The organism is Agromyces sp. Y575 (assembly GCF_059445445.1).
The window spans coordinates 474,027-495,024 of sequence record NZ_JCAIUI010000001.1 but is presented as its reverse complement, the minus strand read 5'-3'; the positions used below and the strand labels follow the sequence as shown (position 1 = coordinate 495,024).

Genomic DNA, 20,998 nt, shown 5'->3' with positions numbered 1-20,998 from the left:
GACGGCCCGGCCGCACGACGTTCAGAAGGATCCCCATGACTACGAATTCCATTGACCGCGAGGCGGTCGTTCGACGTCACAACGTGACGATAACGACCCCACACCCCGAGCATGTTCTCAGTGTGGGCAACGGCGACTTCGCCTATACCGCCGACATCACCGGGATGCAGACGTTCACGGCATTCCACGACCAGGCCTCGGCGATCATGCAGGGCCGCACCGCAGTCAATACGGCGACGATGAGCTCGTGGGGCTGGCACGAGATGCCCAATCCTGAGGGGTTTGTGCTCGAGGATGCCATGTCGGAGCATGCCACGCGGCGGGGACTTGTGCGCTATCCGGACCGTCATGACATGGAAGGCTCGATGCGCGGCAATGTCAGCGACGAGAACCGTCCAGGTGCATGGCTCAACGCAAACCCTCAGCGACTCGACCTTGGCCGAATCGGCTTCGCGTTCCACGACGCCGACGGCGGCGTGGTGGACCTTGCGCCCGATCAATTGAGCGACACCGAGCAGCACCTTGACTTGTGGTCAGGCAAGATCACCAGCGAATTTCGCTACGCCGGTGAAGGGGTCACTGTAGAGACCGTTTCGGCCCCGGACTCGGCAACGGTCGCATTCCGCGTGCGGTCACCGCTTCTTGCCACAGGCGTACTTCGCGTTGCGCTCCGGTTTCCCTACGCGCACGCCGGCTTCTTCCAAACGTCAGCGTGGGACAAACCCGATAGCCATACTTCGACTCTCACCTCCTCAACGACCTCGGCCGTAATTTCGCGCGAACTCGATGCGACCGCCTACCGCGTCGACCTGGCATTCACCAACGGTTCTGTCACGGCCGTAGATGGCACTGCTCACGAGTTTGAACTGACGGCCGAGGCAAACCGTGTCGATCTGGTCGTGTGCTTCGGAGAAGCTGAGCGAGGGGCTCTCCCCTCATTCGATTCGATCGCGGCGGCCGCTGGGGTTTCATGGGACAGGTTCTGGGCATCCGGCGCCATGATCGACCTCAGCGGTACCGCCGACCCTCGCGCGGTTGAGCTCGAAAGGCGCGTCGTTCTCTCGCAGTACCTCACAGCAGTGAACTCCGCCGGTGTGATGCCGCCAGCAGAAACTGGGCTCATCACGAACTCCTGGTCGGGAAAATCCCACCTCGAGATGCACTTTTGGCACTCCGCCCACTTCGCCACGTGGGGTCGCCCGGAACTCGTTGAACGGAGTCTTGGCTGGTACCTGACGATCCTCGAGAAAGCCCGCGCTACGGCCGCCGGGCAAGGCTACCCGGGTGCACGCTGGCCCAAACAGGTGGGGCCGGACGGACGAGAGAGTCCAGATCCAATCGGCTCGTTCCTGGTCTGGCAGCAGCCGCATGTGCTTTACATGCTGGAACTTGTCTGGCGGGCATCCTCACCCCAAAAGCAGAGTGCGCTTGCGCTCCAGTTTGCGGAACTGGTCGACGCGACCGCCACGTTCATGGCTGCCTTCGCGGAGGAGAGCGACGGAGTATTTCACCTCCTCGCTCCGATCATGCCCGCGCAGGAGTTCTACGACGTCACCACCACTGAAGATCCAACGTATGAGCTTGCCTACTGGTGGTGGGGCCTCGAGATTGCTCAGCTGTGGCGCGACAGAACTGGACGGGCCCGCGATTCAACATGGTCGGCCGTGCAAGACGGGCTCGCGCACCCGCACGTCGAAGACGGTCACTACACTGCCATCGCGACAGCGCCGTTCTTGCGTCGCGATGACCACCCCGCCCTGCTGGCCGCCCTCGGGATGGTGCCACCGACCCCGATCATCGACCCGGCGATCATGAGCGACACTCTGCTCGACGTGCTCGAAAGCTGGGACTGGCCCACAGCATGGGGTTGGGATTTCCCCGTCATGGCGATGACAGCATCCCGCCTCGGCCGGCCCGACATCGCCGTCGACGCGTTGCTGCGCGACGAGGTGAAGAACCAGTTCACCCTCGTCGGTCACAACAGCCAGATGGGCTCCATTCTGCCTATCTACCTCCCGGGCAACGGCTCACTGCTCGCCGCCGTCTCGATGCTCGCAACCAACGGCTTCCCCTCCTCGTGGGTAGTCGAATCGGAAGGATTCGTGCCATGGCCATAGGCCAATTCCCTCTTGGTTTCCTTTGGGGTGCGTCCACCGCCCCGCACCAGAACGAGGGCAACAACACCAATAGCGACATGTGGGCGCTGGAACACCTGCAGGGCTCATCATTCGTCGAGCCCAGCGGCGAAGGACTCGATTTCTACAATCGTTGGAAGGACGACATCGACCTTCTCAAGTCTCTCGGCTTCAACTCCTTCCGCTTCGGCATCGAATGGGCACGGATCGAACCGAAGCGGGGCGAGTTCTCGACCGCCGAACTTGCTCACTACCGCGCGATCATCGAGTACTGCCTCGCCCAGGGTATTGAGCCGGTAGTCACGCTGCACCACTTCTCGAGCCCCCTCTGGTTTGCCCAGGCTGGCGGATGGGGTTCCCACCAATCAGTCGATCGATTCGGCGACTACGTCAACGCCGTATGCGACATCCTGGACGGTGTCACGTGGGTCGCGACGATCAATGAACCGAACATTTTCGCGGTCATGTACCAAATGTCGGTGCCACTCAAGTACGCCGATCCCGCAGAAGCATTGGCGCGCATGCGTGCAGCGATGGTCGCCGGCAATGGTGAGGGTGGCCTCAACGCGTACTCAATGCCCGAACCACTCGACGACGCTGCGCAAGTCATGCTCGCGGCGCACGAGCGCGCACGAAGCATCCTCCGGGCCAAGACCACCGCCAAAGTCGGATGGACGGTGGCGATTCAGAATCTCGTCGCTCGGGAGGGGTACGAGTCCGACGCCGCAGAACACCTCCGTGTCTGGGAGGACATGTACCTTGAGGCTTCTCGCGCCGACGACTGGGTGGGCGTCCAGACGTATACGAGCCAACTCGTGGGTCCGAACGGTCCTGAGGGAGCCCCGCCGGGCGCGGAGGTCACGCAGACCGGATGGGCTTACCGACCCGACGCTCTCGAAATGGCGCTGCGGCGGACGTGGAAGGTAACGGGCGGCACCCCGATGCTCGTTACCGAAAACGGAGTCGCAACAGCTGACGACACGAGGCGCATCGACTACATCTCTGGCGCCCTCATTGGATTGGCGAGCACCGTCGCAGATGGCCTCGACGTGCGCGGCTACTTGCACTGGTCATTCATCGACAACTTCGAGTGGACGCACGGATACGCGATGACGTTCGGCCTCGTCGCAGTGGATCGAAAGACCTTTGAGCGCACACCGAAGGGCAGCGCGAAATTCTTGGGTGATGTTGCCAAAGCCAACGGAGCAGGCATCCTATGAATGACTCGATCAAGCCTGGCCAGGTCTGGCTCGACACCAAGGGCGAGCGCATCCAGGCGCACGGCGGGTCGCTCTTCTTCGAGAATGGCACCTACTTCTGGTACGGCGAGAACAAGGAGAAGACGACGCCCGGGAGCGGGAACTGGCACTGGGGCGTGCGCGCGTACTCGTCGACCGACCTGTACAACTGGCACGACCTCGGGCTGATCATCCCGCCGGTGCTCGACGATCCGTCGTCGCCGCTGCATCCGGCCCAGAAGATGGACCGCCCGCACATCATCTTGAACGAGGCCACCGGCAAGTACGTCTGTTGGCTCAAGGTCATGGGGGAGGGCTCGCACGACACCCAGGCATCAACCGTGCTCATCGCAGACTCACTGCTCGGCCCGTATGAGATCGTTCGCACGGGCCTGACCCCGTTGGGCGTGAGTGCGGGAGACTTCGACCTCGTCGTCGACCCGAAGACGAACAGGGCGTACTACTACTTCGAGAAGGTGCACACCGACCTCATCGTCGCCGAGCTCAGCGACGACTATACCGACGTCACGGGCGTCTACTCGAGCCACTTCCCGCACCCCGGCCCTCCCTTCACTCGGGAGGCGCCGGCACACTTCGAGCGCAACGGCACGCACTACCTGGTGACCTCAGGGTCGACCGGCTACTTCCCGAACTTCTCCGAGTTCGCGAGTGCGACCGACAATCACGGCCCGTGGACGGTGCTCGGCGACGCGCATCCTGATGACCCCTCTGGCACCTCGTTCCGATCGCAGATCAGCTGTGTGTTCAAGCATCCGCTCAAGCAGGATCTGTACATCGCGCTCGCGGACCGTTGGTTGCCACAACTGCCGGACTCGATGCCGAACGTTTACGACAGCGTTGCGGCGCGAGCCCAAGGAGAAGCGCTTCCCGACCGGGTGTCATCAGCGTATGACGCGGCAGGCATGGCCGCGGTGATAGCCGCGGGTTCCGGTGAGAACACTGCCATTTCCGACTACGTCTGGCTTCCCATCAGGTTCGACGGCGACGTGCCGCGGATCGACTGGCTCGACGAGTGGCGAATCGAGGACTACACGTGAGCACACCGCGGGTGGCACGTGGCACGAGTGGTTCCCCGGCCTGTACCTCATCGAAAACACTGGAGAACGTTCATGAGAATCACCCTCGATACCCTTTCCGCGGAGAGCAGCATCGGAGCTTGGCTCGACCACCCCGCCGGCGCGCAGATCATCGCGGGCATCGCAGCACAAGCGGGCATGGACGAGAGCGCGATCTTCCTCATGCGCAACATCCCACTCATCCGTCTGCTGTCCGCGTCTGGTAGTGCGCCTGAGGGGCTCGTCGAGACCCTCGAGCGTCAGGTCAACGGTGGTGCCGCGCCCGACCCCGAGGCAGTCACCGGCATCGGATGGCGCGAGACGATCACGCCAAGCCGGTTCGCGGGTAAGACCGTGATCGTGACGGGTGCGGCCTCCGGCATCGGTCGCGCCGTCGCATCCCGGATCGCTCGCGAAGGCGGCCGAGTTGTTGCGGTCGATCTGTCCCAGGAGCGGCTCGATGCTTTCGCGGCATCCCTCCCCGAGGCCGACATCGTGCCGGTAGCGGCCGACGTGACGGAGCAGGCCGACATCGACCGAGTCGTCGCAGCGGCGGGCGATCGAGTGGATGCCCTGGCGAACGTGGCGGGTATCGTCGATGACTTCTCGCCGATCCACGAGGTCAGCGACGCGATGCTGGAGCGCGTCTTCAACGTCAACGTCTTCGGGGTCATCCGACTCACGCGCGCCGTGGTGCCACTGATGATCGCGGCCAAGCGCGGCTCGATCGTCAACATCGCCTCCGAAGCCGCCCTGCGTGGTTCATCCGCCGGCTTGGCCTACACCGCCTCGAAGAGTGCGGTCATCGGCATCACTCGCAGCTCGGCGTACATGTACGAGAAGTTCGGCATCCGGGTGAACTCCGTCGCTCCCGGCGGAACACTCACTGGCATGCGACCCACCAATGTGAGCGAGTTCGGCTACGCCCGGATCAATGAGCACGTGGCGGATGCACCCATCGCGATTCCCGAAGCCCTTGCGGCGTCGGTCACATTCTTGCTCAGCGACGACGGTGTCAACGTCAGCGGGGCACTGCTCACCTCCGATGGTGGCGAATCCGTCTTCTAGACGCGCTCCGCACTGATCTCCTCGAAAGGCAACCAAACCCACGCATCAGTGGCAGGCATCATTCATCAGCGCGAGTCGTCCGAGCGGGCAGGAAGATCCGGCTGCGTACTTCTGCCGTGACTTCGAGGCGTCGGAGCGTCCAGTGCGCGCGACCCTGAAGGTCACGGCTCTGGGCATCGTCGAGCCCTACCTGAATGGCGCCCGCGTCGGCGACGAAGTGCTGGCACCCGGTTGGACCTCCTACCGGCACCACCTCTACGTCAGTTCCTACGACGTGACCGACCTCATCACTGAGGGAGCAAACGCCTTCGGCGCGGGCGTGTCGCGACCGTGTACGACATCCACATGCAGTCCGTGAAGAATATGACGAGCGCTGATCTCGTCGTGGCCGTAGCTCCAACGGCTGACGGGCAGGTCGCCGTCCGCAAGACGGATCCCAACCAGACCCATCCTTACAACGCGTCCGAGCTGATAGAGCGCGTGAACTCGAAGAGGTCTGGGCGGAAGCTCAACAGCTACGATCACCAGGCGGTCTGCTGGAAGGAGTCCCTTCGCGAGAATCCGAAGTTCGCCTGGAAGCACAGCAACGGGGCCGCTCATGTTTGGTCTGGAGACGCCGTCGCGCATCTCGCGAAGCTGACGGACGAGCAACTCGACACTATCCGAGCGGAGTATGGCGCACATCTCAAGGCCCGAGCCAAGAAGGCCAAGTAGATCGCCTCACGTACCGCCAAGCTTCCGGCAGATCGAGGTTGGGCACCCGGCCCGTTTTCCGAACGTAACGGTAGATGAAGGAAGAGTACGAAGATTACCGCCTCACCACCGTGCGCCGGCGCGAAGGGGTCTGCGGTCGGAAGTGCGAGCGGCACCAAGATCAGAACAGCTCGCGCCTGGTCGTCACTGTGTCCCTTTTGGGTCCCTTTTCAACCACAAGTACCGGCAAATGACCACAACCAACCGGCATCTCCACATCGCCCGCACAGCCGCCCGACCTTATGATTACTGGCATCCACAACCAAACACGTGCGCTCAAGCGAAATGCAGCACTGTCAGGGGGTCAGGGGTTCGAGTCCCCTCAGATCCACCAAAAACCCCTGATGAATCGCAAGATTTGTCAGGGGTTCTTTCGTTGAAGAAGGCCGAAAGTGGGCCGTTGAGGCCCTTTTGGGGCCCTTTTCAAAACGATGACGGGCCGCCACAGGAATCCACATGCTAAGTCCTGAGACAGCAAGCATTTCGGCTTGATGCGCACTCCTGAGGAGTATGAGCACATCAACCCAACCCACCGTTCCGGCCTCCCGGTTCGTCGACGAGCTCGGGGACTACCTCAGCGTCGACGAACTCGCGCAGTACTTGCAGCTGTCCAAAGAGACGATCTACCACTGGCGTCTCGAGGGCACCGGCCCGAAGGCCACCAAGCTCGGCAAGCATCTGCGATACAGCCGCGAGAACGTTCTGGCCTGGCTGAGTGCCCGAACGGACCGACGGTGACCACGGTGATGGCCTCCTGCTCTGCGAAGACAGAGGGCGATTGCAATGCCACGCAGCAAAATGGAACCCGGCTCACACGGGGAGATCTACTACCGCGACCTACCCGACGGACGCGTTCACGGTACCGTCAAATTCCGTCGCGTCGACGGGAGCTACGGCAAGCTCCGCACCCGGGCGGCCTCTCGGGCGCGAGCACGGCGCACGCTCGTCGAAGCAGTTGGCGACGGGTACGAAGCTGCCCACACTACGGGTGACGGCCTGACGCCGGACTCACTCTTCATCGAGCTCGCCCATGAATACATGGAGCACGTGGCGTTCACCGGCGACCAACGATGTCGGAACTGCCCGATATGTTCGACGCATGAGAGGCGTGAAATGTCGCACGGGTCGTGCACCGATCGGAACCCAGGCAGAGGCTGTGACAGTCGCCGCTGGGTGTTAAAGGGTGCCAGTGCAGTGCCCATATTGCGGATGGTGGCACGTCGTTGGGCACGGCTCACCAATTGAGCGCCCAAGCAAGCCTCGCAGGCGGCGCTGACGCCCCGATACACTGCGCCTCCACGCGCGTGGATCAGAGTGCGGACTGCCCGAGGCAGTAGCACCCGTGCGCATTGCCCGCATGCGGATCCGCGTCAGCGACTGAAAACGTGCGACCCGGACGCGCTCTTGGGCACATGGCGTAGAGAGAATCCGTCTGTCACAAAACGGTACAGTGCAGATCTTCAGCGCAGTAACACGTGTGCGTGTAGTTATTCTCCCCAGAACCGGTCGCCTGCCTGCACCTCAAAGCGTTGCGGGTGAGCATCCTTACCAATTGACTCCCAATGCCGTCGGATGTCGAGCTGATTCCGAGCCGCCAGAACTCGATCGCTGGCTGGGTCCACGAACCACTCGTTGTCGCATCAACCGACCAGGCGCACCGGACCCGCTTGAGGCAGTTCCCACTCCCGATACATGCCTCCCATTCTCGTAGAGCCGTCGGCGTGGCCGATGCCCACACACAAATGGTCAGCGCTCGTGTCAAGGCCGTGTGTGCACCGGTGGCTGCGGGCTACCTTCAGGCAACGGGGTGCGGCGTGGGATGCATCGCTGACGAGGGTGGTGGTTGGGAACGGATACGGCGCATGTGCATGAGATGGGTCCGAGCGGAGTCGGCCTGGACCTCATTCTTGTGGCCCCGTTCGTGTTGGCAGCGCTTGTCTATGTCGCCGCGTCGGTGAGCGCTGGTCGGCGCGGTCGGGCTTGGCCCTGGTATCGCAGCGTCTTCTGGGTTCTCGGCTTGACTTCGGCTGTTGCAGGCTTTGCCGGCCCGCTCGCGTCGGCTGGACACGAGAGTTTCACCGCACATATGGGAGCCCACCTGCTGGTCGGGATGGTGGCGCCGTTGCTTCTGGTGCTGGCCGCTCCGTTGACTTTGGCGCTGCGGACGATGAGCGTCGTGCCTGCGAGGCGGTTGAGCCGGCTGCTACGCAGCCCGCTCGGACGGGTGCTGACCCACCCGATCGTGGCGGCAGTGCTGAATGTCGGTGGCCTGTGGGTGCTGTATCTCACGCCGCTGTACGAGCTGATGCAGCAGGTCATGCTGGTGCACTGGCTGGTGATGCTGCATGTCCTGCTAGTCGGTTACCTGTACACGGTGTCGTTGGTGGCGGTCGACCCGTCCCCGCACAGGGCCGGGTTCGCGATGCGCGCGGGCGTGCTGGTGGTGTCGCTGGCGGCGCATGGTGTGCTCGCGAAACTGCTCTACGCCTATCCACTGTCTGGAGTCGCCGCCGCGGACGCGCACGCCGGCGCGCAGCTCATGTTCTACGGCGGTGACGCGGTCGACTTCGTGTTGATCGTGCTGCTGTGTGCGGAGTGGTACCGCGTCACCGGGCGACGCCTCCAGAGAGCGCCGCATCTGATTGACCACCCGGCCGGCCGGACCGGATGAGCGAAGGGACGACCAAGATGACCAGTGTTTCCACCCGCGCGGGCGGGTCGCCGTTGCGGAATCGGTCGTACTGGGCGGCGTTTCTGCTCGGCATCGCGACAATGGCAGCGATCGACGAAATCGTCTTCCACCAGATCCTGGCCTGGCACCACTTCTACGACAACGCCACCCCAGACATCGCCCTCCTCTCCGACGGGCTGCTGCACGCCGCGGAGCTGTTCATCTTCGTCTTCGGGTTTTTCCTGATGCTCGACGCCCGACGCCGCCGAACGTTCTGGCCCGCCGCGGCCTGGGCGGGATTCCTGGTTGGGCTTGGCTTGTTCCAGATGTGGGACGGCATCATCGACCACAAGGTCCTGCGCTTGCACGAGATCCGATATGGGGTCGAGCTCCTGCCGTACGACATCGCCTGGAATGCCGCCGGCGGCCTGCTGTTGCTCACCGGCATCATCTGGACCATCATTCTCGCCCGCCGCGGCAACCCTGCGCTCACCACCGCGGCCATGGCAGACGCCCACGTGGAGGCCCCCAATTGGGACCGATGAGCTGACCTGCTGCACAGCAGGCGGGCCATGTGATGCACCCCGGGTTCGGTGGAGGCTCTGATCCCATGGAGGATGAGAGTCATGGCAGCACCCAAGAACTACCCAGACGAGTTGCGTGAGCGCGCGACCCGGCTGGGTCGCGTAGTAGGTCTGCTGGAACTCATCGGACAGGACCATCCCGAGGCTACCGTGGAGCCTGCGGTGGTTCTACAGGTCGACCCAGTCTGCGGTGGCGTACTCGAGTGAATCGGCCTGACTTTGGTTCCGCTGTGTCGCTCGTTCTGCAATCGGCGCGGCTCGCTTCCGGCAGAGCTCCGAATCCTTCGGGCGTCGAGTACCTGAGGTGGGCTCTGGATCGAATCGCGTTTATCCAACGAGTATTGGGACACCGGCCCGGCAACGCTGGGCTGGTGGTTGCGCCGCGCAGCACCACTGAACTTGATCAGGAGAACTCGAGGCGAGCGACATCGTTCGTGGCTAACTCGGGCACGCCATCGCAGCTGTCACTCGCCGATGCAGCAGACCCTTCATTCCTTTCGGTAGGGACTTAGTCCGCGTCGGATTCGAGGGGAGTATCGCCATGGCGCAGCTGCGCCCAGTGACGCAACCGCTCGGTGATGGCGCGCTCGTATCCGCCGGTGGTGGGTTCGTAGTAGGTCTGCCTGGGCATATCGTCGGGGAAGTAGTTCGCGCCAGAGAACCCGGTCTCGGTATCGGGGTCGTACTGGTACCCATCGCCGTAGCCCAGGTCTTTCATGAGCCGGGTTGGGGCATTGAGGATGTGCGCGGGCGGCATCAGCGATCCGGTGCGTTTCGCAGCGGCGCGCGCCTTGTTGAACCCGCGGTAGACGCCGATGGACTTCGGCGCAGTCGCCAGGTAGAGAACCGCCTGCGCGATCGCAAGTTCGCCTTCGGGTGAGCCGAGACGCTCGTAGACGTCCCAGGCGGCGAGGGCCTGTTGGACGGCGTTCGGGTCGGCCATGCCGATGTCTTCGGTGGCGAAGCGGGTGATGCGGCGGGCGATGAACAGGGGGTCTTCACCGCCGTCGAGCATCCGTGCCAGCCAGTACAGGGCTGCATCCGGGTCAGAGCCGCGCATCGACTTGTGGAGAGCGGAGATGAGGTTGTAGTGGCCTTCCTGCGCTTTGTCGTACAGCGGCGCCCGTTTCTGCACGGCGGCGGCGAGGGCGGCAGGGTCGACGGGTGCGGGCAGGGTGTGGATCTGTTCGATCATGTTCAGTAAGTAGCGGCCGTCGCCGTCCGCCATCGCGATCAGCGCCTGGCGAGCATCATCAGTCAGCGGTAGCGGGTGACCGACGAGCGCTTCGGCCCGGGTGATGAGGGTGCTGAGCGCGACGTCGTCGAGGCGCTTCAGAACGAAGACCTGTGTGCGGGACAGCAGCGCGCCGTTGAGTTCGAAGCTGGGATTCTCCGTAGTTGCGCCGACGAGGATGACGGTGCCGTCTTCGACGTAGGGCAGGAACGAGTCTTGCTGGGCGCGGTTGAAGCGGTGGATCTCGTCGACGAAGAGCAGCGTGCCCTGGCCGACTTCGCGCCGACGCTGCGCGACCTGGAACACCTTACGAAGGTCGGCGACGCCGGAGAACGTGGCGGAAAGCGGTTCGAACGCCAGGTCGGTCTGCTCGGCGAGGAGCCGCGCGATCGTGGTCTTCCCGCATCCGGGCGGTCCCCACAGCACCATCGATACGAGTCTCTGGGCGTCGACCATGCGCCCGATCGGCGCGTCTGCCCCGAGAACATGGCCCTGCCCGACGACATCCTGGAGGGTGCGGGGCCGGAGCCGGTCGGCCAGCGGCCGGGAGGCATCGTCGACTTCGAACAGCGACGGCGTCTCGCTCACGATTGCCCCCTCGGCTCGCGGCCGTCTGCGAGGTCGTAGGACGCGTGCACCAGGTGTTCGATGAGCTGTTTCGTGATGCCGGAACCGGGCCCGATGGAGATCCAGTGCCTCTTGTCGAAATAGCGGCCGCTTGTGATGGATTCGATATCACGGCGGAGCGCGTCTCCCTGGTGAGGATCAACTTTCACAGTGATGATCTGCAGGTCCGGATCATCGTCGGTGACGACGAGGAAAACCTTGTCATGCACCTTCCACACGTCAAGGTGCGGGGTGAACGGCCGCCCACGGGTGACGTCATCGAGCGATCCCGCGACCTCACGGGCGTGCTGCTGCAGCTGCTTGCCCGACAGCGTCATAGACCCCTCCTGTTGCCGAAGAAATCGGGATCGATACGCGGCTCCACTGTGAAACGCCCGCACCGACACTGACGTCGTTGACGCGCTCGTGGCCGCCACGTGCGGCTCAACAGCCCCTAGGCTCGAGGATATCCGCTTGCATGAGGAGATGCACCTCTACGGGACCACGCAGCAATTGATCCCTTCAGACGACCGGGGTGTTGAGATGACTCCTGACTTGGCATCACGCTTCGCTGCGCAACGGACGAATGAGATCGACTGGGGTGGGCCCCTTTACAGCCTCTATGAACTGCCCACCGAGGTGACCGAACTCGTCGTTCGGTTCATCGGTTCAAAGGCGTACCCACCCCAAGGGTTCCGGTTAAAAGGTGCGCGGCGGTACGTTCAAGATCAATTCGATGATCTCCGACGACATCGTCCTCTGGCGAGATATGGCGCCAAGTAGCATCCAGATTCGGCTCAGGTGGAATTCAAAGGCGGTTCGGTCGCTTCGGGTCTGGAACGCCTGAGAGATTCAGGATGTCACGCATGCCTGGATCGGGAATGCGGGAATGCGGGAATGCGGGAATGCGGGTTTCGGTAGATGCCAACGGCCTGCTGACATTCCGATGCAGCGACGGTGAAGGAGACCCGGACTTCAACGATCTTGGAGCCGAGGTCGCGCTGACACGGGAGTAGTCGAATTACAGCTTCAGCTCGGCGTCGACGACTGGGTCAGTGTAAATGAGGTTGTCTGGGCAGCAAACGCGCGGCGACGCCAATGAGGGCGGGCAGGCGATTGAATCGGCCGGATGACTGTGACGGCTTGAACGAAGGCCACGGCTTGAACGAAGGCCACTGGCCGGTGGTCACGTCAACTGAAGGTGTGGCCCACCGCGGCAATCGAAGTGCGGAGTACGTCGTGCGGCACAATTCGCCTCAGACCGAAGTGTCCAGCGCCTACGTTGGTTGGTGTGAGTAGTGCTGTTGACGTTGAATCACAGGTTGGTGCTGACGGCTTTGTCGTGATCGAGCCGAACATCCTGTACTTCGGGACCCCGGTGGTGTTGGTCACGACCGAGAACTCCGATGGGACGTTCAACCTCGCGCCGATCTCCTCGGCATGGGCGTTGGGCCACACCCTGGTGCTCGGGATCGGCTCAACTGGTCAGACCGTCACGAATCTTCTCGAACGACCTGAGCTGGTCGTGAGTGTGCCGTCCGCGGGGTCGTGGGCGAACATTGAACGGCTGGCGTCGTTGACGGGGCGGTTCCCGGTCCCGGCGAGCAAACCCGCTGGAATGAGGTTCGAACCGGACAAATTCGGTGCCGCCGGGTTGACGCCCGCCCCGTCCGCGACGGTCCGGCCGCCGCGGGTGGCGGAGTGCCCGTTCCAGCTCGAAGGTGAAGCCGTGAACGTGATCCCTGGGGCAGCGGGCGGGTTCATGATCATCGAGGCGGCTGTGAGCCGGGTGCACGCCGCTGAGCAGATCGTGGTGCCGGGCACCAACCATGTGGATCCCGGGGTATGGGAACCGCTGATCTACAACTTCCGTCACTACTTCGGACTCAGCACCCAACTCGGGCACTCATACCGTTCCGACACCCCCACCACGTCCACGGCTGCGTGATCGCAGCGCCGGACTCGTCGCTGGGGTCTCAGCTGCTGGTGTGCTGACGGGCGTGGTTGAGCCGGTAGGGGTCAGTGCCGATCTCTATGACTCGCACTGTCAGCTCTTCGAGTCCGAAGAGGGAAGCGGGCTCCAGGCGATCCCATCGGGCTTGCGACCGGTCTCTAGCCGACGCAGGAGTCGACCCGCGCGGATGTCGACCTCCACGACGCAATTGTCGGCGTCGCAGGCGGAATATGCGCGGACGCCGTCGGGATGGAGAACGATCGCCTGAGGGTGATTCGGTGTTGCGACTCGATGCACGATCTCGCCTGATCGGCGATCGACCACCGCGATCTCCGAAGCCTCCCTGAGAGCGACGACGATGTGCGAGCCGTTGCCCGTCACGGCCGTGCCGAATCCGATCGACGGCAGTTCAATCGAAGCTACATGCTCGACGAGCTCTGTATCGATGACGGCGATGCAGGGCGAACCCTGGTCAGCCGTGTAGGCGAAACGTCCATCGGGTTCGAGGCAGATGCGATTCACCTTCGCAGCGACCTCCACGACGCCGAGGAGCGTGCGCGAAGGGACATCGATGACGCTGACGCTCCCCGGGCCGACATTCGCCGTCACGATACGACTTCCATCGGCGCTGACCGCGAACGTGTGGGATTCCGCCTGACCGGTCGGCAACCGTGCGACGACGTCAAGGGTTCGCCGGTCGATCACGGTGACTGATTCGTCGAGCTCAGTGGAGACCACCACACGATCGCTCGTGAGCAGACTGGACTGGTGCGGACGGCTCGGAAAGGCCATGCGGATTTCGCCGACACGTTGAAAGGTCAGGAGATCGACGATATCGACCCGCCGGCCGTCGCTTCCAGGGGACCCGACAGGCGCATTGCTGTACACCGGCATGTACGCAAGTCGTCCGTCGCCTGTCGCGACGACCTCGTGCGGTGCGAAGCCTGAAGCGAGCACGGCCCCTGCGGTTTTCGACGTCTCGAGGTCGATCACCTCGAGCATGCTGTCGTCTTTGCATACGACGAGCAATCGTCCGTCGTTCATGGCGCCTCCGCTTTCCAGTGAAGGGCATGACCGACGTTCGTGTCCATCGGAAGACCCCGCTGGCTTACTGGGTGGAACGGGCTTTGCCGTGCGGCTTCGGGGACGCCTAGATTCGCACCAGCCCCGGGCCGATCGCGCTTGGCGCACCCGAGGTCAGCACGAACGATCAAAGGAGATCAAATGAAATCGCTCATACGCTCCGGAGCCGCCCTCGTCGCCGCCGCGGCGCTCGGCGCCGGCCTGGCGCTCGGCGGAGCGGCCCTCGGCAACGACCGGGGCAATGGACATGGAAACGGACACGGAGGTGGTGGACAGTCGGTATCCGCCGACGAGATCTACCTCGACGAGATCAAGGACTACGGCGTCTGTCGCGGCACCGATCCCGAGTGCTACAACGAGTGGGGCAACGGATGGGTCGAGGGCGAAGAGAAGCGCATCTTCGTCTGGAGCCGCACTGCCGGCCCGCGACACGCCCACCTCGGCACACCGCTGGCACCAGGGCTCAACCCGCCGCTGAACGCCGACAACGTCGCCCAGATCGCCCTCAAGGCGTGGGCCGAGGAACGGGGGATCGCCGTCGACTACACGGAGGACCTCGCGAGCTTCAGCCGACTGAACAAGTACCAGGCCGTCGTGTTCCTGGGCTCCAACCGTGACACCCTCGACGACGCTGCGCAGACCTCGCTCATGCAGTACGTCCGCGGCGGCGGTGGTTTCGTCGGCATCCACAACGCCTTCGGTGCCGAATACCACTGGCCGTACTACGAGGGCCTCCTGGGCGGAGCGAACTTCTACAACCACGGACCGAACCGCGAGGGAACGGTCGAGAGGATCAACAGGAAGGACGTGTCAACCTCGTTCATGCCGAAGACCTGGACCTTCAAGGACGAGTGGTACAACTTGGTGCCCTACCCGAGCTACGTCAACGTGCTGCTCGAGGTCGACCAGGCGACCAGCGAGGCCACCCCCGCGGGCCACGGCGAATCGCACCCGGTCAGCTGGTGCCACTACTACGACGGTGGTCGGTCGTGGCTGACGACGCTCGGTCACGACGTCGCGGCCTGGACCGACGCTCCGCTGGCGGGCGACGAGTTCTTCAAGCAGCACGTCATGGAGGGTCTGGAGAGCGCCATGGGTATCAAGCCGTTCTGCGCGGCCTAACGCCGAACCAAGACCGAGAGTCCCAGGTAGGGGGTCTGAACCCATCCATGTGGAGGGTTCAGGCCCCCTCTCAGCGCCCTGAGACGGTGCTATGGAGGGCCGTGTTCCATTGAGTGGAATCATGACAGCGTCGACGCGAGGCACGCTTGCCGCCCTCTCGAACTCGACGGATACTGCACTCATGCGATCCGCACTCAGAGACGAGCCGGTATGCGTGCTCGACCGGATCCTCGCCATTCTCGACACCGTCCGCGAGTCGCACGGCACAACCACGATCACCCAGCTCGCTCTGGCCACCGGCATCCCGAAGTCCACCGTCTCGCGACTCGTTGGCGACCTAATCCGGCAGCGGTACCTGATGCGGAGCGAGTATGGAGTCGTAATCGGTCTGAGGCTCTTCGAGCTCGGCGCACGCGCCAGCACCCCCCGGCGCCTCAGTGTCGCGGCACTGCCGGTGCTGGCCGAGCTGTTCAACGCGACCGGTGAGCATCTGAACGTCGCGGTTCAGGAGGGAAGCGACATGCTCTCAGTGATCTCGGTGCGGGGGCGGTTGCGACCGGTGCCGTCCCGGGCGGGGGTTCGAGTGCCCTCGGTGACGACCGCCCTCGGCAAGGCGGTCCTGGCGTTCACGAACGACGAGTCGGTCCTCTCCAGCGTGATGACCGCCCTCGACCCTCACCAGCGTCACATGTTCGAGCTGGAGCTCGCCATGGTTCGCAGAGAATCGGTCGCCATCGACCGCTGCGAGACTTTTCCCGGAGTGGTCGGGGTCGCGAGCCCGGTCTTGTCGCCGGAACGCGTGCCGGTGGCGGCGATCTCCGTCGCGGGGCCGGTGACGGACATGGACGCGGGCAGGATGATGCCGCTGGTGCGGCACGCGGCTCTCGCGCTCACGCACCGGCTGGCACTGCAGATGGCCTGACCGATGCCCGACGCCGTGAACGACGCAGTCGGCGTCCTCGACCGGATGACCTCCATCCTCGAGGCCTTCGACCAGGACGACAGGGGATTGGGCATCTCCGAACTCGCTCTGCGCGCAGACCTTCCCAAGTCGACCGTTTCCCGGCTTGTCGCGACGCTCGTGCGCCAGAGATATCTCGAACGCGATGGAAAGCGGATCCATTTGGGCCTACGGCTCTTCGAGCTCGGGCAGCTCGCCGAGCAGCCGCGGGAACTCAGGGTCGCCGCTCTGCCTGTGATGGCAGGCCTTCGCAACAAGACGGGCGAGAACGTGCACCTGGCCATCCGCGACCGGCGTGAGATGGTCTGCATCGCCGTCATGCACGGCCGCTCGGCGGTACCGCCGGCCGTTCGCATCGGCGGACGGCTCCCGATCCATGCCACCGCGCTGGGAAAGGCAGTGCTCGCGCACTCACCCCTTTCCGACGTCGACGAGGTCGTCTCTTCAGGGCTCGACGCCTGGACGTCCCGGACGATCAGCGAGCCGGCAGAGCTGAGGCGTCAGCTCGACGACATTCGACGAGGCGAGCTCGCCGCAGAGGTGGGGGAGTTCGCCGCCGGCCTGTCCTGTGCGGCGAGCGCGGTGTTCGCGCCCTCGGGCGGACTCGTGGGGGCGATCTCGGTGTCGGGATGCGCGGACGGATTCGACGCTGACCGGTTCGCACCGGCCATCCGCGCGGCCGCGCTGACTCTCACGGGCCGCCTGGGCGCGGGCAGGCCAGGAGCGGTCTGACGCCCGTCAGTGCACGCGTCGGTCGTCGCGATGACCCGTCATCGTCGCGACGATCATGTCGCCGATGAGCCGTCGGTGCGATTCCTGGAGTGCGGGGTCGAGCATGTCCCTCTCGAAGATGGCGGCGAACGTGTGCCGGTTGGCAACATGGAAGCACGCGTAGGCGCTGATGATCATGTGCACGTCCAGCGCATCGACGTCGGCGCGAAAGATGCCGTCGCGCACCCCTCGTTCGATGACCTCCTCGAGCAGTGTGATGGCCGTGACGTTCTCGCGCAGGATCGTCTCGGACTGACGCAGATGCTCGGCGCGATGGATGTTCTCGATGCCGACGAGCTGGATGAATGCCTCGTGCGTCGTGTGGTGATCGAACGTCGCCTCCGCGAGCGTTCGCAGTGCCTCGTCGGGGGACAGCTCGTCGATGTGGATGCCGCGCTCAACCTGGCGGATCTGCGCGTACACGCGTTCCAGAACTGCGAGGTAGAGCCCCTCCTTCGAGCCGAAGTAGTAATAGATCATGCGCTTCGTAGTGCGCGTGCGCGCGGCGATCTCGTCGACTCGCGCACCCGCATAACCGTTTGCTGCGAATTCCGCGGTGGCGACCTCGAGGATGTCTCCCTGGGTGCGGATCGCACGGTCGGTCATCCCGCTGTCGCGCGGATCGCTCAGCCGATCGGTCATGACGAGCTCCCTCCAGTGCCGGACTGCTCCTCAGCGCAGATGAGCGCTCGGAAGTGCCGCTCCATCCGGTCACGATCGGGCAACATACCCGTGATGATTCGGAGACTAGCGCATGCCTGGCCCACGGCCATCCGCCCGCCGTCGAGCACAGGATGCCCCCGATTGGTCGCCTGCCGGACGAGGTCGGTCTCGAGCGGTCGGTAGACGACATCCGACACCCACGCTCCTTCCCGCAGCAGGTCGAGGTCGAAGGCGATCCCCGGGTGATGCAGCATCCCCAGCGGTGTCGCATGGACGACGCCGCTTGCGTGGGCGATGGCCTGGGGAACGTCGTCCAGGTCGAACGTTTCGATGGTCTGTGTCGGGAAGTGAACCCGCATGCGGGCGGCGAGGTCCTCCGCGCGAGTGGCGTCGACGTCCGACAGATCTAACCGCTCCGTGCCCTTCGAGAGGAGCGCATATGCGGTCGCAGCGCCCGCGCCGCCGCAGCCGATCTGCACGACGCGCTCGAGCGATGCTCCTGGCAGGCCTGTCGTGAGACCGTCGCGGTATCCCATCCAGTCCGTGTTGTACCCGACGAGACGGCCATCGTCGAACACCACGAGATTCACTGCACCCAGGTGCGCGGCATCCGTGTCCAGCTCATCGACGAGGTCGAGGACGAGCTGTTTGCAGGGGTGGGTGATGTTCATCGCGGCGAAGCCGGCAGATTCGGCTTCGGCGAGTATCGCGCCGACGTCCTCGGCCGGTCGGCCGAGCTCGATGAGATCCAAGATGCGGTACTCGTAGTCGAGTCCCAGCTCCGTGGCCTCTGACTCATGCATCGCCGGCGTCAGGGATGCTGTGATGCCTTCGCCGATCAGGCCGACGAGGTAGTGTCCTCGGCGCGGGCGAAGACTCGATCCGAGGTCCCGCTTTCGACCCATCACGACGCATCCGGGATTTCGAAGTCGACCGTCGCGAGTGACGCCTTCACCGGTGCGGAGATCCTGAGCACCTCGGCGTGGGCTGGATGCCGCGTGTAGGCATCCAGCGCGTCAAGATCATCGAAGTCGGCAACGAGCGCAAGTTCATGCGAGGCCGGGCCTCCCAGCACATCCGGACCGACGCTCATGCTTCGCAGTTGCGGGATCTGCTCCGGCAGCGCCCGCAAGAGTGACATCCAGTGGTCTCGCTGTTCAGTCGTGAATTCGGGGATGAATCGAAAGACGGCGACGTGGCGGATCACGCGCGAGCCTCCTGACTTGCGGCGCGGCGATGCTCGTACTGGGCCGCCAGTCGGACGGGCGCGTTGAGCGCACCGTAGCCCGCATATCCATCACGTCGTTCGACGACCTCGAGGAACACGGTCCCGATGGGAGGTGTGTAGAAATGCAGGAACGAACCGGACTCGTCCCGGTCGTACATGACGTTCAGTTCCCTGAGCTCATCCAGGAGGGCAGGTTCGATCTGGAAGCGCGCCTCGATGTCGTCGTAGTAGTTCGCGGGGATGTCGAGGGGTCTGAAGCCGCGCTCGCGTGCCGCTCGAGCGAGCGCGAGGATATCGGACGTTGCGAAGGCGATGTGCTGCGGCAGGATCGCATCTTCGCTCGCACCGGATGGCACCAGATTGAGAGCGATCCGAAGGGTTCCGTTGGCGCTACGAAGCACCTGGCTGCGCACGAGGCCCACCGGTGCGGCCACCTCGATCGATGCCTCCGCGCGCAGATCGAGCACCGAGTGGAGGAAGAGGACCGCTGCATCGAAGTGCTGCCACGGCTGCGCAAGGTTGACATGATCGACACGTTCGATCATGTGCGGGTCATCGTGATCGGGGGTGCCGAACTCACTCACCCATCGCGGCTCCGTTTCTCCCTCGGCACCGAAGAACACCTCCGAACCGTCGGGCGCTCGAACACCCACGAGGGGTTCCTCGCCCGCTCCCTCCTCGCGAGGAATCTCGGGCGCGAAGAGTTCCTTCGCCCGTCGCAATGCGGTGGCGGGATCACTCACCGAGAGGCCGAGGCCGGCCACCGTCGGCCGCGGATGCTCCGAGTCCGGCGCGCCGAGCACGACCCGAGCTGCACCCTGTGACCACAGCTCGACGTTCTTGGTCCGGTGCTCCCCATGGGAGCGAAAGCCCAGTTGCATAAGAAGGCGTCTGAGCTCTTGCAGCTCGCTGGTTCGCAACTCCACGTAGTTCATGTCGGCAGCGGGTTCGATCTTGGGAAGCGTGGCCGTCGACATTCGAGCGGCGCGGCCACCCGCGGCGGAGCCCAAGGACGCGGCTGTCTCATGCTCGAGCCAGCGCAGGGAGCGTCGAGCGTCGACCGCCGTAGCGCGGGGATCAGCTTGGCGGAACGTGTCGTTGAATATCTCGAGCGAGACGTGACCGTCGTAGCCCGTGCGGACCAGGTGTGCCATGAAGGTGCCGAGGTCGAAGCCGCCCTCTCCCGGAAAGAGGCGGTGGTGCCGGCTCCACGAGAGCACGTCCATCGAGAGGAGCGGGGCGTCTGCCACTTGGACGAAGAAGATCTTGTCGGCGGGTATGGTCTCGATCGCCTGAGGATCATGCCCCTTCGAGAGGATATGGAAGCTGTCAAGACAGAGGCCGATGCGTGGATGGTCGGTGAGGCGCACGATGCGAGCGGCGACTTCATAGCTGTCGACGAATCGGCCCCAAGCGAGCGCCTCATAGGCGACGCGAACACCGAAGCGCCCGGCGACGTCCCCGAGTTGCCGCAGTTGAGTCGCGGCAAGCTGCTCATCCCCGCTGCGCGCGGTCGCGACGTTGCTGCACAGCAACATGGTTTCGATGCCAAGGCGATTCATCAGGGCGAACTTCGCCGCCGCGCGACGAATGTTCTGCTCGAGGAGTTCAGGGCCGACGCCCTCGAAATCGCGAAAGGGCTGGTACAGGTCGAGAGAGAGCCCGAGCTCCTCGGCTCGCGCTCTGATCGCCTCAGGCGACTGAGGCGAGGCGACCAGGTCCGGCTCGAAGATCTCAACTCCATCGAAACCCGCCTCATGTGCGGCGACGAGCTTCTGATCGAGTGTGCCGCTCAGGCAGACCGTGGCGATCGATGTGCGCATGGCACCTTTCTGTGGCCACCGGCTATGG

At 64.0% G+C, this 20,998-nt stretch carries 20 protein-coding genes; 13 read left to right on the top strand and 7 right to left on the bottom strand.

Going from position 1 to position 20,998, the window contains the following annotated elements; translation table 11 throughout:
- Positions 1–35: 35 nt before the first annotated feature.
- The 9 genes from AC1C2U_RS02445 to AC1C2U_RS02405 all read left to right on the top strand — a co-directional run bounded on the left by AC1C2U_RS02445 (position 36) and on the right by AC1C2U_RS02405 (position 9,486).
- Complete coding sequence (locus tag AC1C2U_RS02445; protein ID WP_495360132.1) at positions 36–2,117, top strand: hypothetical protein; 2,082 nt, start codon at positions 36–38, stop codon at positions 2,115–2,117.
- Complete coding sequence (locus tag AC1C2U_RS02440; protein ID WP_495360131.1) at positions 2,108–3,355, top strand: glycoside hydrolase family 1 protein; 1,248 nt, start codon at positions 2,108–2,110, stop codon at positions 3,353–3,355. Before AC1C2U_RS02445 ends, AC1C2U_RS02440 begins: the two co-directional genes overlap by 10 nt.
- On the top strand, positions 3,352–4,431 hold the full coding sequence (locus AC1C2U_RS02435; RefSeq protein ID WP_495360130.1) for a family 43 glycosylhydrolase: 1,080 nt from the start codon (positions 3,352–3,354) through the stop codon (positions 4,429–4,431). Before AC1C2U_RS02440 ends, AC1C2U_RS02435 begins: the two co-directional genes overlap by 4 nt.
- A gap of 72 nt (positions 4,432–4,503) precedes the next feature.
- A complete protein-coding gene (locus AC1C2U_RS02430; protein ID WP_495360129.1) occupies positions 4,504–5,517 on the top strand; it encodes an SDR family NAD(P)-dependent oxidoreductase in 1,014 nt (337 codons plus the stop codon).
- A gap of 142 nt (positions 5,518–5,659) precedes the next feature.
- Positions 5,660–5,875: an alpha-L-rhamnosidase N-terminal domain-containing protein gene (locus tag AC1C2U_RS02425; protein WP_495360128.1), complete on the top strand. Its 216-nt coding sequence runs from the start codon at positions 5,660–5,662 to the stop codon at positions 5,873–5,875.
- Positions 5,863–6,231 (top strand): hypothetical protein, encoded by a 369-nt coding sequence (locus AC1C2U_RS02420; RefSeq protein WP_495360127.1) that lies wholly within the window; start codon positions 5,863–5,865, stop codon positions 6,229–6,231. The genes AC1C2U_RS02425 and AC1C2U_RS02420 overlap by 13 nt, the downstream gene beginning before the upstream one ends.
- Positions 6,232–6,780: 549 nt before the next feature.
- On the top strand, positions 6,781–7,008 hold the full coding sequence (locus AC1C2U_RS02415) for a helix-turn-helix transcriptional regulator (RefSeq protein WP_495360126.1): 228 nt from the start codon (positions 6,781–6,783) through the stop codon (positions 7,006–7,008).
- A gap of 1,105 nt (positions 7,009–8,113) precedes the next feature.
- The gene (locus AC1C2U_RS02410) at positions 8,114–8,941 is read left to right on the top strand and encodes a cytochrome c oxidase assembly protein (protein WP_495360125.1); all 828 of its coding nucleotides are present in this window, start codon (positions 8,114–8,116) and stop codon (positions 8,939–8,941) included.
- Positions 8,938–9,486: a DUF2243 domain-containing protein gene (locus AC1C2U_RS02405; RefSeq protein WP_495360124.1), complete on the top strand. Its 549-nt coding sequence runs from the start codon at positions 8,938–8,940 to the stop codon at positions 9,484–9,486. The genes AC1C2U_RS02410 and AC1C2U_RS02405 overlap by 4 nt, the downstream gene beginning before the upstream one ends.
- Positions 9,487–10,033: 547 nt before the next feature.
- On the opposite strand, the gene AC1C2U_RS02400 is transcribed toward AC1C2U_RS02405, so the two are convergent.
- Together AC1C2U_RS02400 and AC1C2U_RS02395 are read right to left on the bottom strand one after the other, a co-directional pair.
- Entirely contained in the window at positions 10,034–11,347 is a 1,314-nt protein-coding gene (locus AC1C2U_RS02400) for a replication-associated recombination protein A (protein ID WP_495360123.1), read from the bottom strand.
- Positions 11,344–11,703 (bottom strand): MmcQ/YjbR family DNA-binding protein, encoded by a 360-nt coding sequence (locus AC1C2U_RS02395; protein WP_495360122.1) that lies wholly within the window; start codon positions 11,701–11,703, stop codon positions 11,344–11,346. Before AC1C2U_RS02395 ends, AC1C2U_RS02400 begins: the two co-directional genes overlap by 4 nt.
- A gap of 953 nt (positions 11,704–12,656) precedes the next feature.
- Here AC1C2U_RS02395 and AC1C2U_RS02390 point away from each other — a divergent pair.
- Positions 12,657–13,313, top strand: a complete 657-nt coding sequence (locus AC1C2U_RS02390; RefSeq protein ID WP_495360826.1) for a flavin reductase family protein — start codon at positions 12,657–12,659, stop codon at positions 13,311–13,313.
- A 99-nt stretch (positions 13,314–13,412) separates the two neighbouring features.
- Here AC1C2U_RS02390 and AC1C2U_RS02385 read toward each other — a convergent pair whose 3' ends face one another.
- On the bottom strand, positions 13,413–14,363 hold the full coding sequence (locus AC1C2U_RS02385) for a YncE family protein (RefSeq protein ID WP_495360121.1): 951 nt from the start codon (positions 14,361–14,363) through the stop codon (positions 13,413–13,415).
- Positions 14,364–14,543: 180 nt separating this feature from the next.
- Between AC1C2U_RS02385 and AC1C2U_RS02380 the strand changes: the two genes are divergently transcribed.
- From AC1C2U_RS02380 to AC1C2U_RS02370, 3 genes are all read left to right on the top strand, one after another.
- A complete protein-coding gene (locus AC1C2U_RS02380; RefSeq protein ID WP_495360120.1) occupies positions 14,544–15,524 on the top strand; it encodes a ThuA domain-containing protein in 981 nt (326 codons plus the stop codon).
- A gap of 121 nt (positions 15,525–15,645) precedes the next feature.
- Positions 15,646–16,446 carry an IclR family transcriptional regulator gene (locus AC1C2U_RS02375; protein ID WP_495360119.1) on the top strand — a complete coding sequence of 267 codons (801 nt, stop codon included), beginning with the start codon at positions 15,646–15,648 and terminating at the stop codon, positions 16,444–16,446.
- Between the two features lie 3 nt (positions 16,447–16,449).
- Positions 16,450–17,217 carry an IclR family transcriptional regulator gene (locus tag AC1C2U_RS02370; RefSeq protein ID WP_495360118.1) on the top strand — a complete coding sequence of 256 codons (768 nt, stop codon included), beginning with the start codon at positions 16,450–16,452 and terminating at the stop codon, positions 17,215–17,217.
- A gap of 6 nt (positions 17,218–17,223) precedes the next feature.
- Here the strand turns inward: AC1C2U_RS02370 and AC1C2U_RS02365 are convergent, their stop codons facing one another.
- From AC1C2U_RS02365 to AC1C2U_RS02350, 4 genes are read right to left on the bottom strand one after another with little or no spacing between them, the layout of a single operon-like run.
- Positions 17,224–17,898 (bottom strand): TetR family transcriptional regulator, encoded by a 675-nt coding sequence (locus AC1C2U_RS02365; protein ID WP_495360117.1) that lies wholly within the window; start codon positions 17,896–17,898, stop codon positions 17,224–17,226.
- A complete protein-coding gene (locus AC1C2U_RS02360; RefSeq protein WP_495360116.1) occupies positions 17,895–18,824 on the bottom strand; it encodes a shikimate dehydrogenase in 930 nt (309 codons plus the stop codon). The genes AC1C2U_RS02365 and AC1C2U_RS02360 overlap by 4 nt, the downstream gene beginning before the upstream one ends.
- Positions 18,824–19,126, bottom strand: a complete 303-nt coding sequence (locus AC1C2U_RS02355; RefSeq protein ID WP_495360115.1) for a Dabb family protein — start codon at positions 19,124–19,126, stop codon at positions 18,824–18,826. The genes AC1C2U_RS02360 and AC1C2U_RS02355 overlap by 1 nt, the downstream gene beginning before the upstream one ends.
- Positions 19,123–20,970: a bifunctional sugar phosphate isomerase/epimerase/4-hydroxyphenylpyruvate dioxygenase family protein gene (locus tag AC1C2U_RS02350; RefSeq protein ID WP_495360114.1), complete on the bottom strand. Its 1,848-nt coding sequence runs from the start codon at positions 20,968–20,970 to the stop codon at positions 19,123–19,125. Before AC1C2U_RS02350 ends, AC1C2U_RS02355 begins: the two co-directional genes overlap by 4 nt.
- Between the last annotated feature and the right edge of the window lie 28 nt (positions 20,971–20,998).

What these genes read in the sequence shown, in the direction of transcription:
- AC1C2U_RS02445 (WP_495360132.1), top strand. Translation starts at nt 36, where the DNA reads ATGACTACGAATTCCATTGACCGCGAGGCGGTCGTTCGACGTCACAAC.
- AC1C2U_RS02440 (WP_495360131.1), top strand. Translation starts at nt 2,108, where the DNA reads ATGGCCATAGGCCAATTCCCTCTTGGTTTCCTTTGGGGTGCGTCCACC.
- AC1C2U_RS02435 (WP_495360130.1), top strand. Translation starts at nt 3,352, where the DNA reads ATGAATGACTCGATCAAGCCTGGCCAGGTCTGGCTCGACACCAAGGGC.
- AC1C2U_RS02430 (WP_495360129.1), top strand. Translation starts at nt 4,504, where the DNA reads ATGAGAATCACCCTCGATACCCTTTCCGCGGAGAGCAGCATCGGAGCT.
- AC1C2U_RS02420 (WP_495360127.1), top strand. Translation starts at nt 5,863, where the DNA reads ATGCAGTCCGTGAAGAATATGACGAGCGCTGATCTCGTCGTGGCCGTA.
- AC1C2U_RS02415 (WP_495360126.1), top strand. Translation starts at nt 6,781, where the DNA reads ATGAGCACATCAACCCAACCCACCGTTCCGGCCTCCCGGTTCGTCGAC.
- AC1C2U_RS02405 (WP_495360124.1), top strand. Translation starts at nt 8,938, where the DNA reads ATGAGCGAAGGGACGACCAAGATGACCAGTGTTTCCACCCGCGCGGGC.
- AC1C2U_RS02395 (WP_495360122.1), bottom strand. Translation starts at nt 11,703, where the DNA reads ATGACGCTGTCGGGCAAGCAGCTGCAGCAGCACGCCCGTGAGGTCGCG.
- AC1C2U_RS02385 (WP_495360121.1), bottom strand. Translation starts at nt 14,363, where the DNA reads ATGAACGACGGACGATTGCTCGTCGTATGCAAAGACGACAGCATGCTC.
- AC1C2U_RS02380 (WP_495360120.1), top strand. Translation starts at nt 14,544, where the DNA reads ATGAAATCGCTCATACGCTCCGGAGCCGCCCTCGTCGCCGCCGCGGCG.
- AC1C2U_RS02375 (WP_495360119.1), top strand. Translation starts at nt 15,646, where the DNA reads ATGACAGCGTCGACGCGAGGCACGCTTGCCGCCCTCTCGAACTCGACG.
- AC1C2U_RS02370 (WP_495360118.1), top strand. Translation starts at nt 16,450, where the DNA reads ATGCCCGACGCCGTGAACGACGCAGTCGGCGTCCTCGACCGGATGACC.
- AC1C2U_RS02365 (WP_495360117.1), bottom strand. Translation starts at nt 17,898, where the DNA reads ATGACCGATCGGCTGAGCGATCCGCGCGACAGCGGGATGACCGACCGT.
- AC1C2U_RS02360 (WP_495360116.1), bottom strand. Translation starts at nt 18,824, where the DNA reads ATGGGTCGAAAGCGGGACCTCGGATCGAGTCTTCGCCCGCGCCGAGGA.
- AC1C2U_RS02350 (WP_495360114.1), bottom strand. Translation starts at nt 20,970, where the DNA reads ATGCGCACATCGATCGCCACGGTCTGCCTGAGCGGCACACTCGATCAG.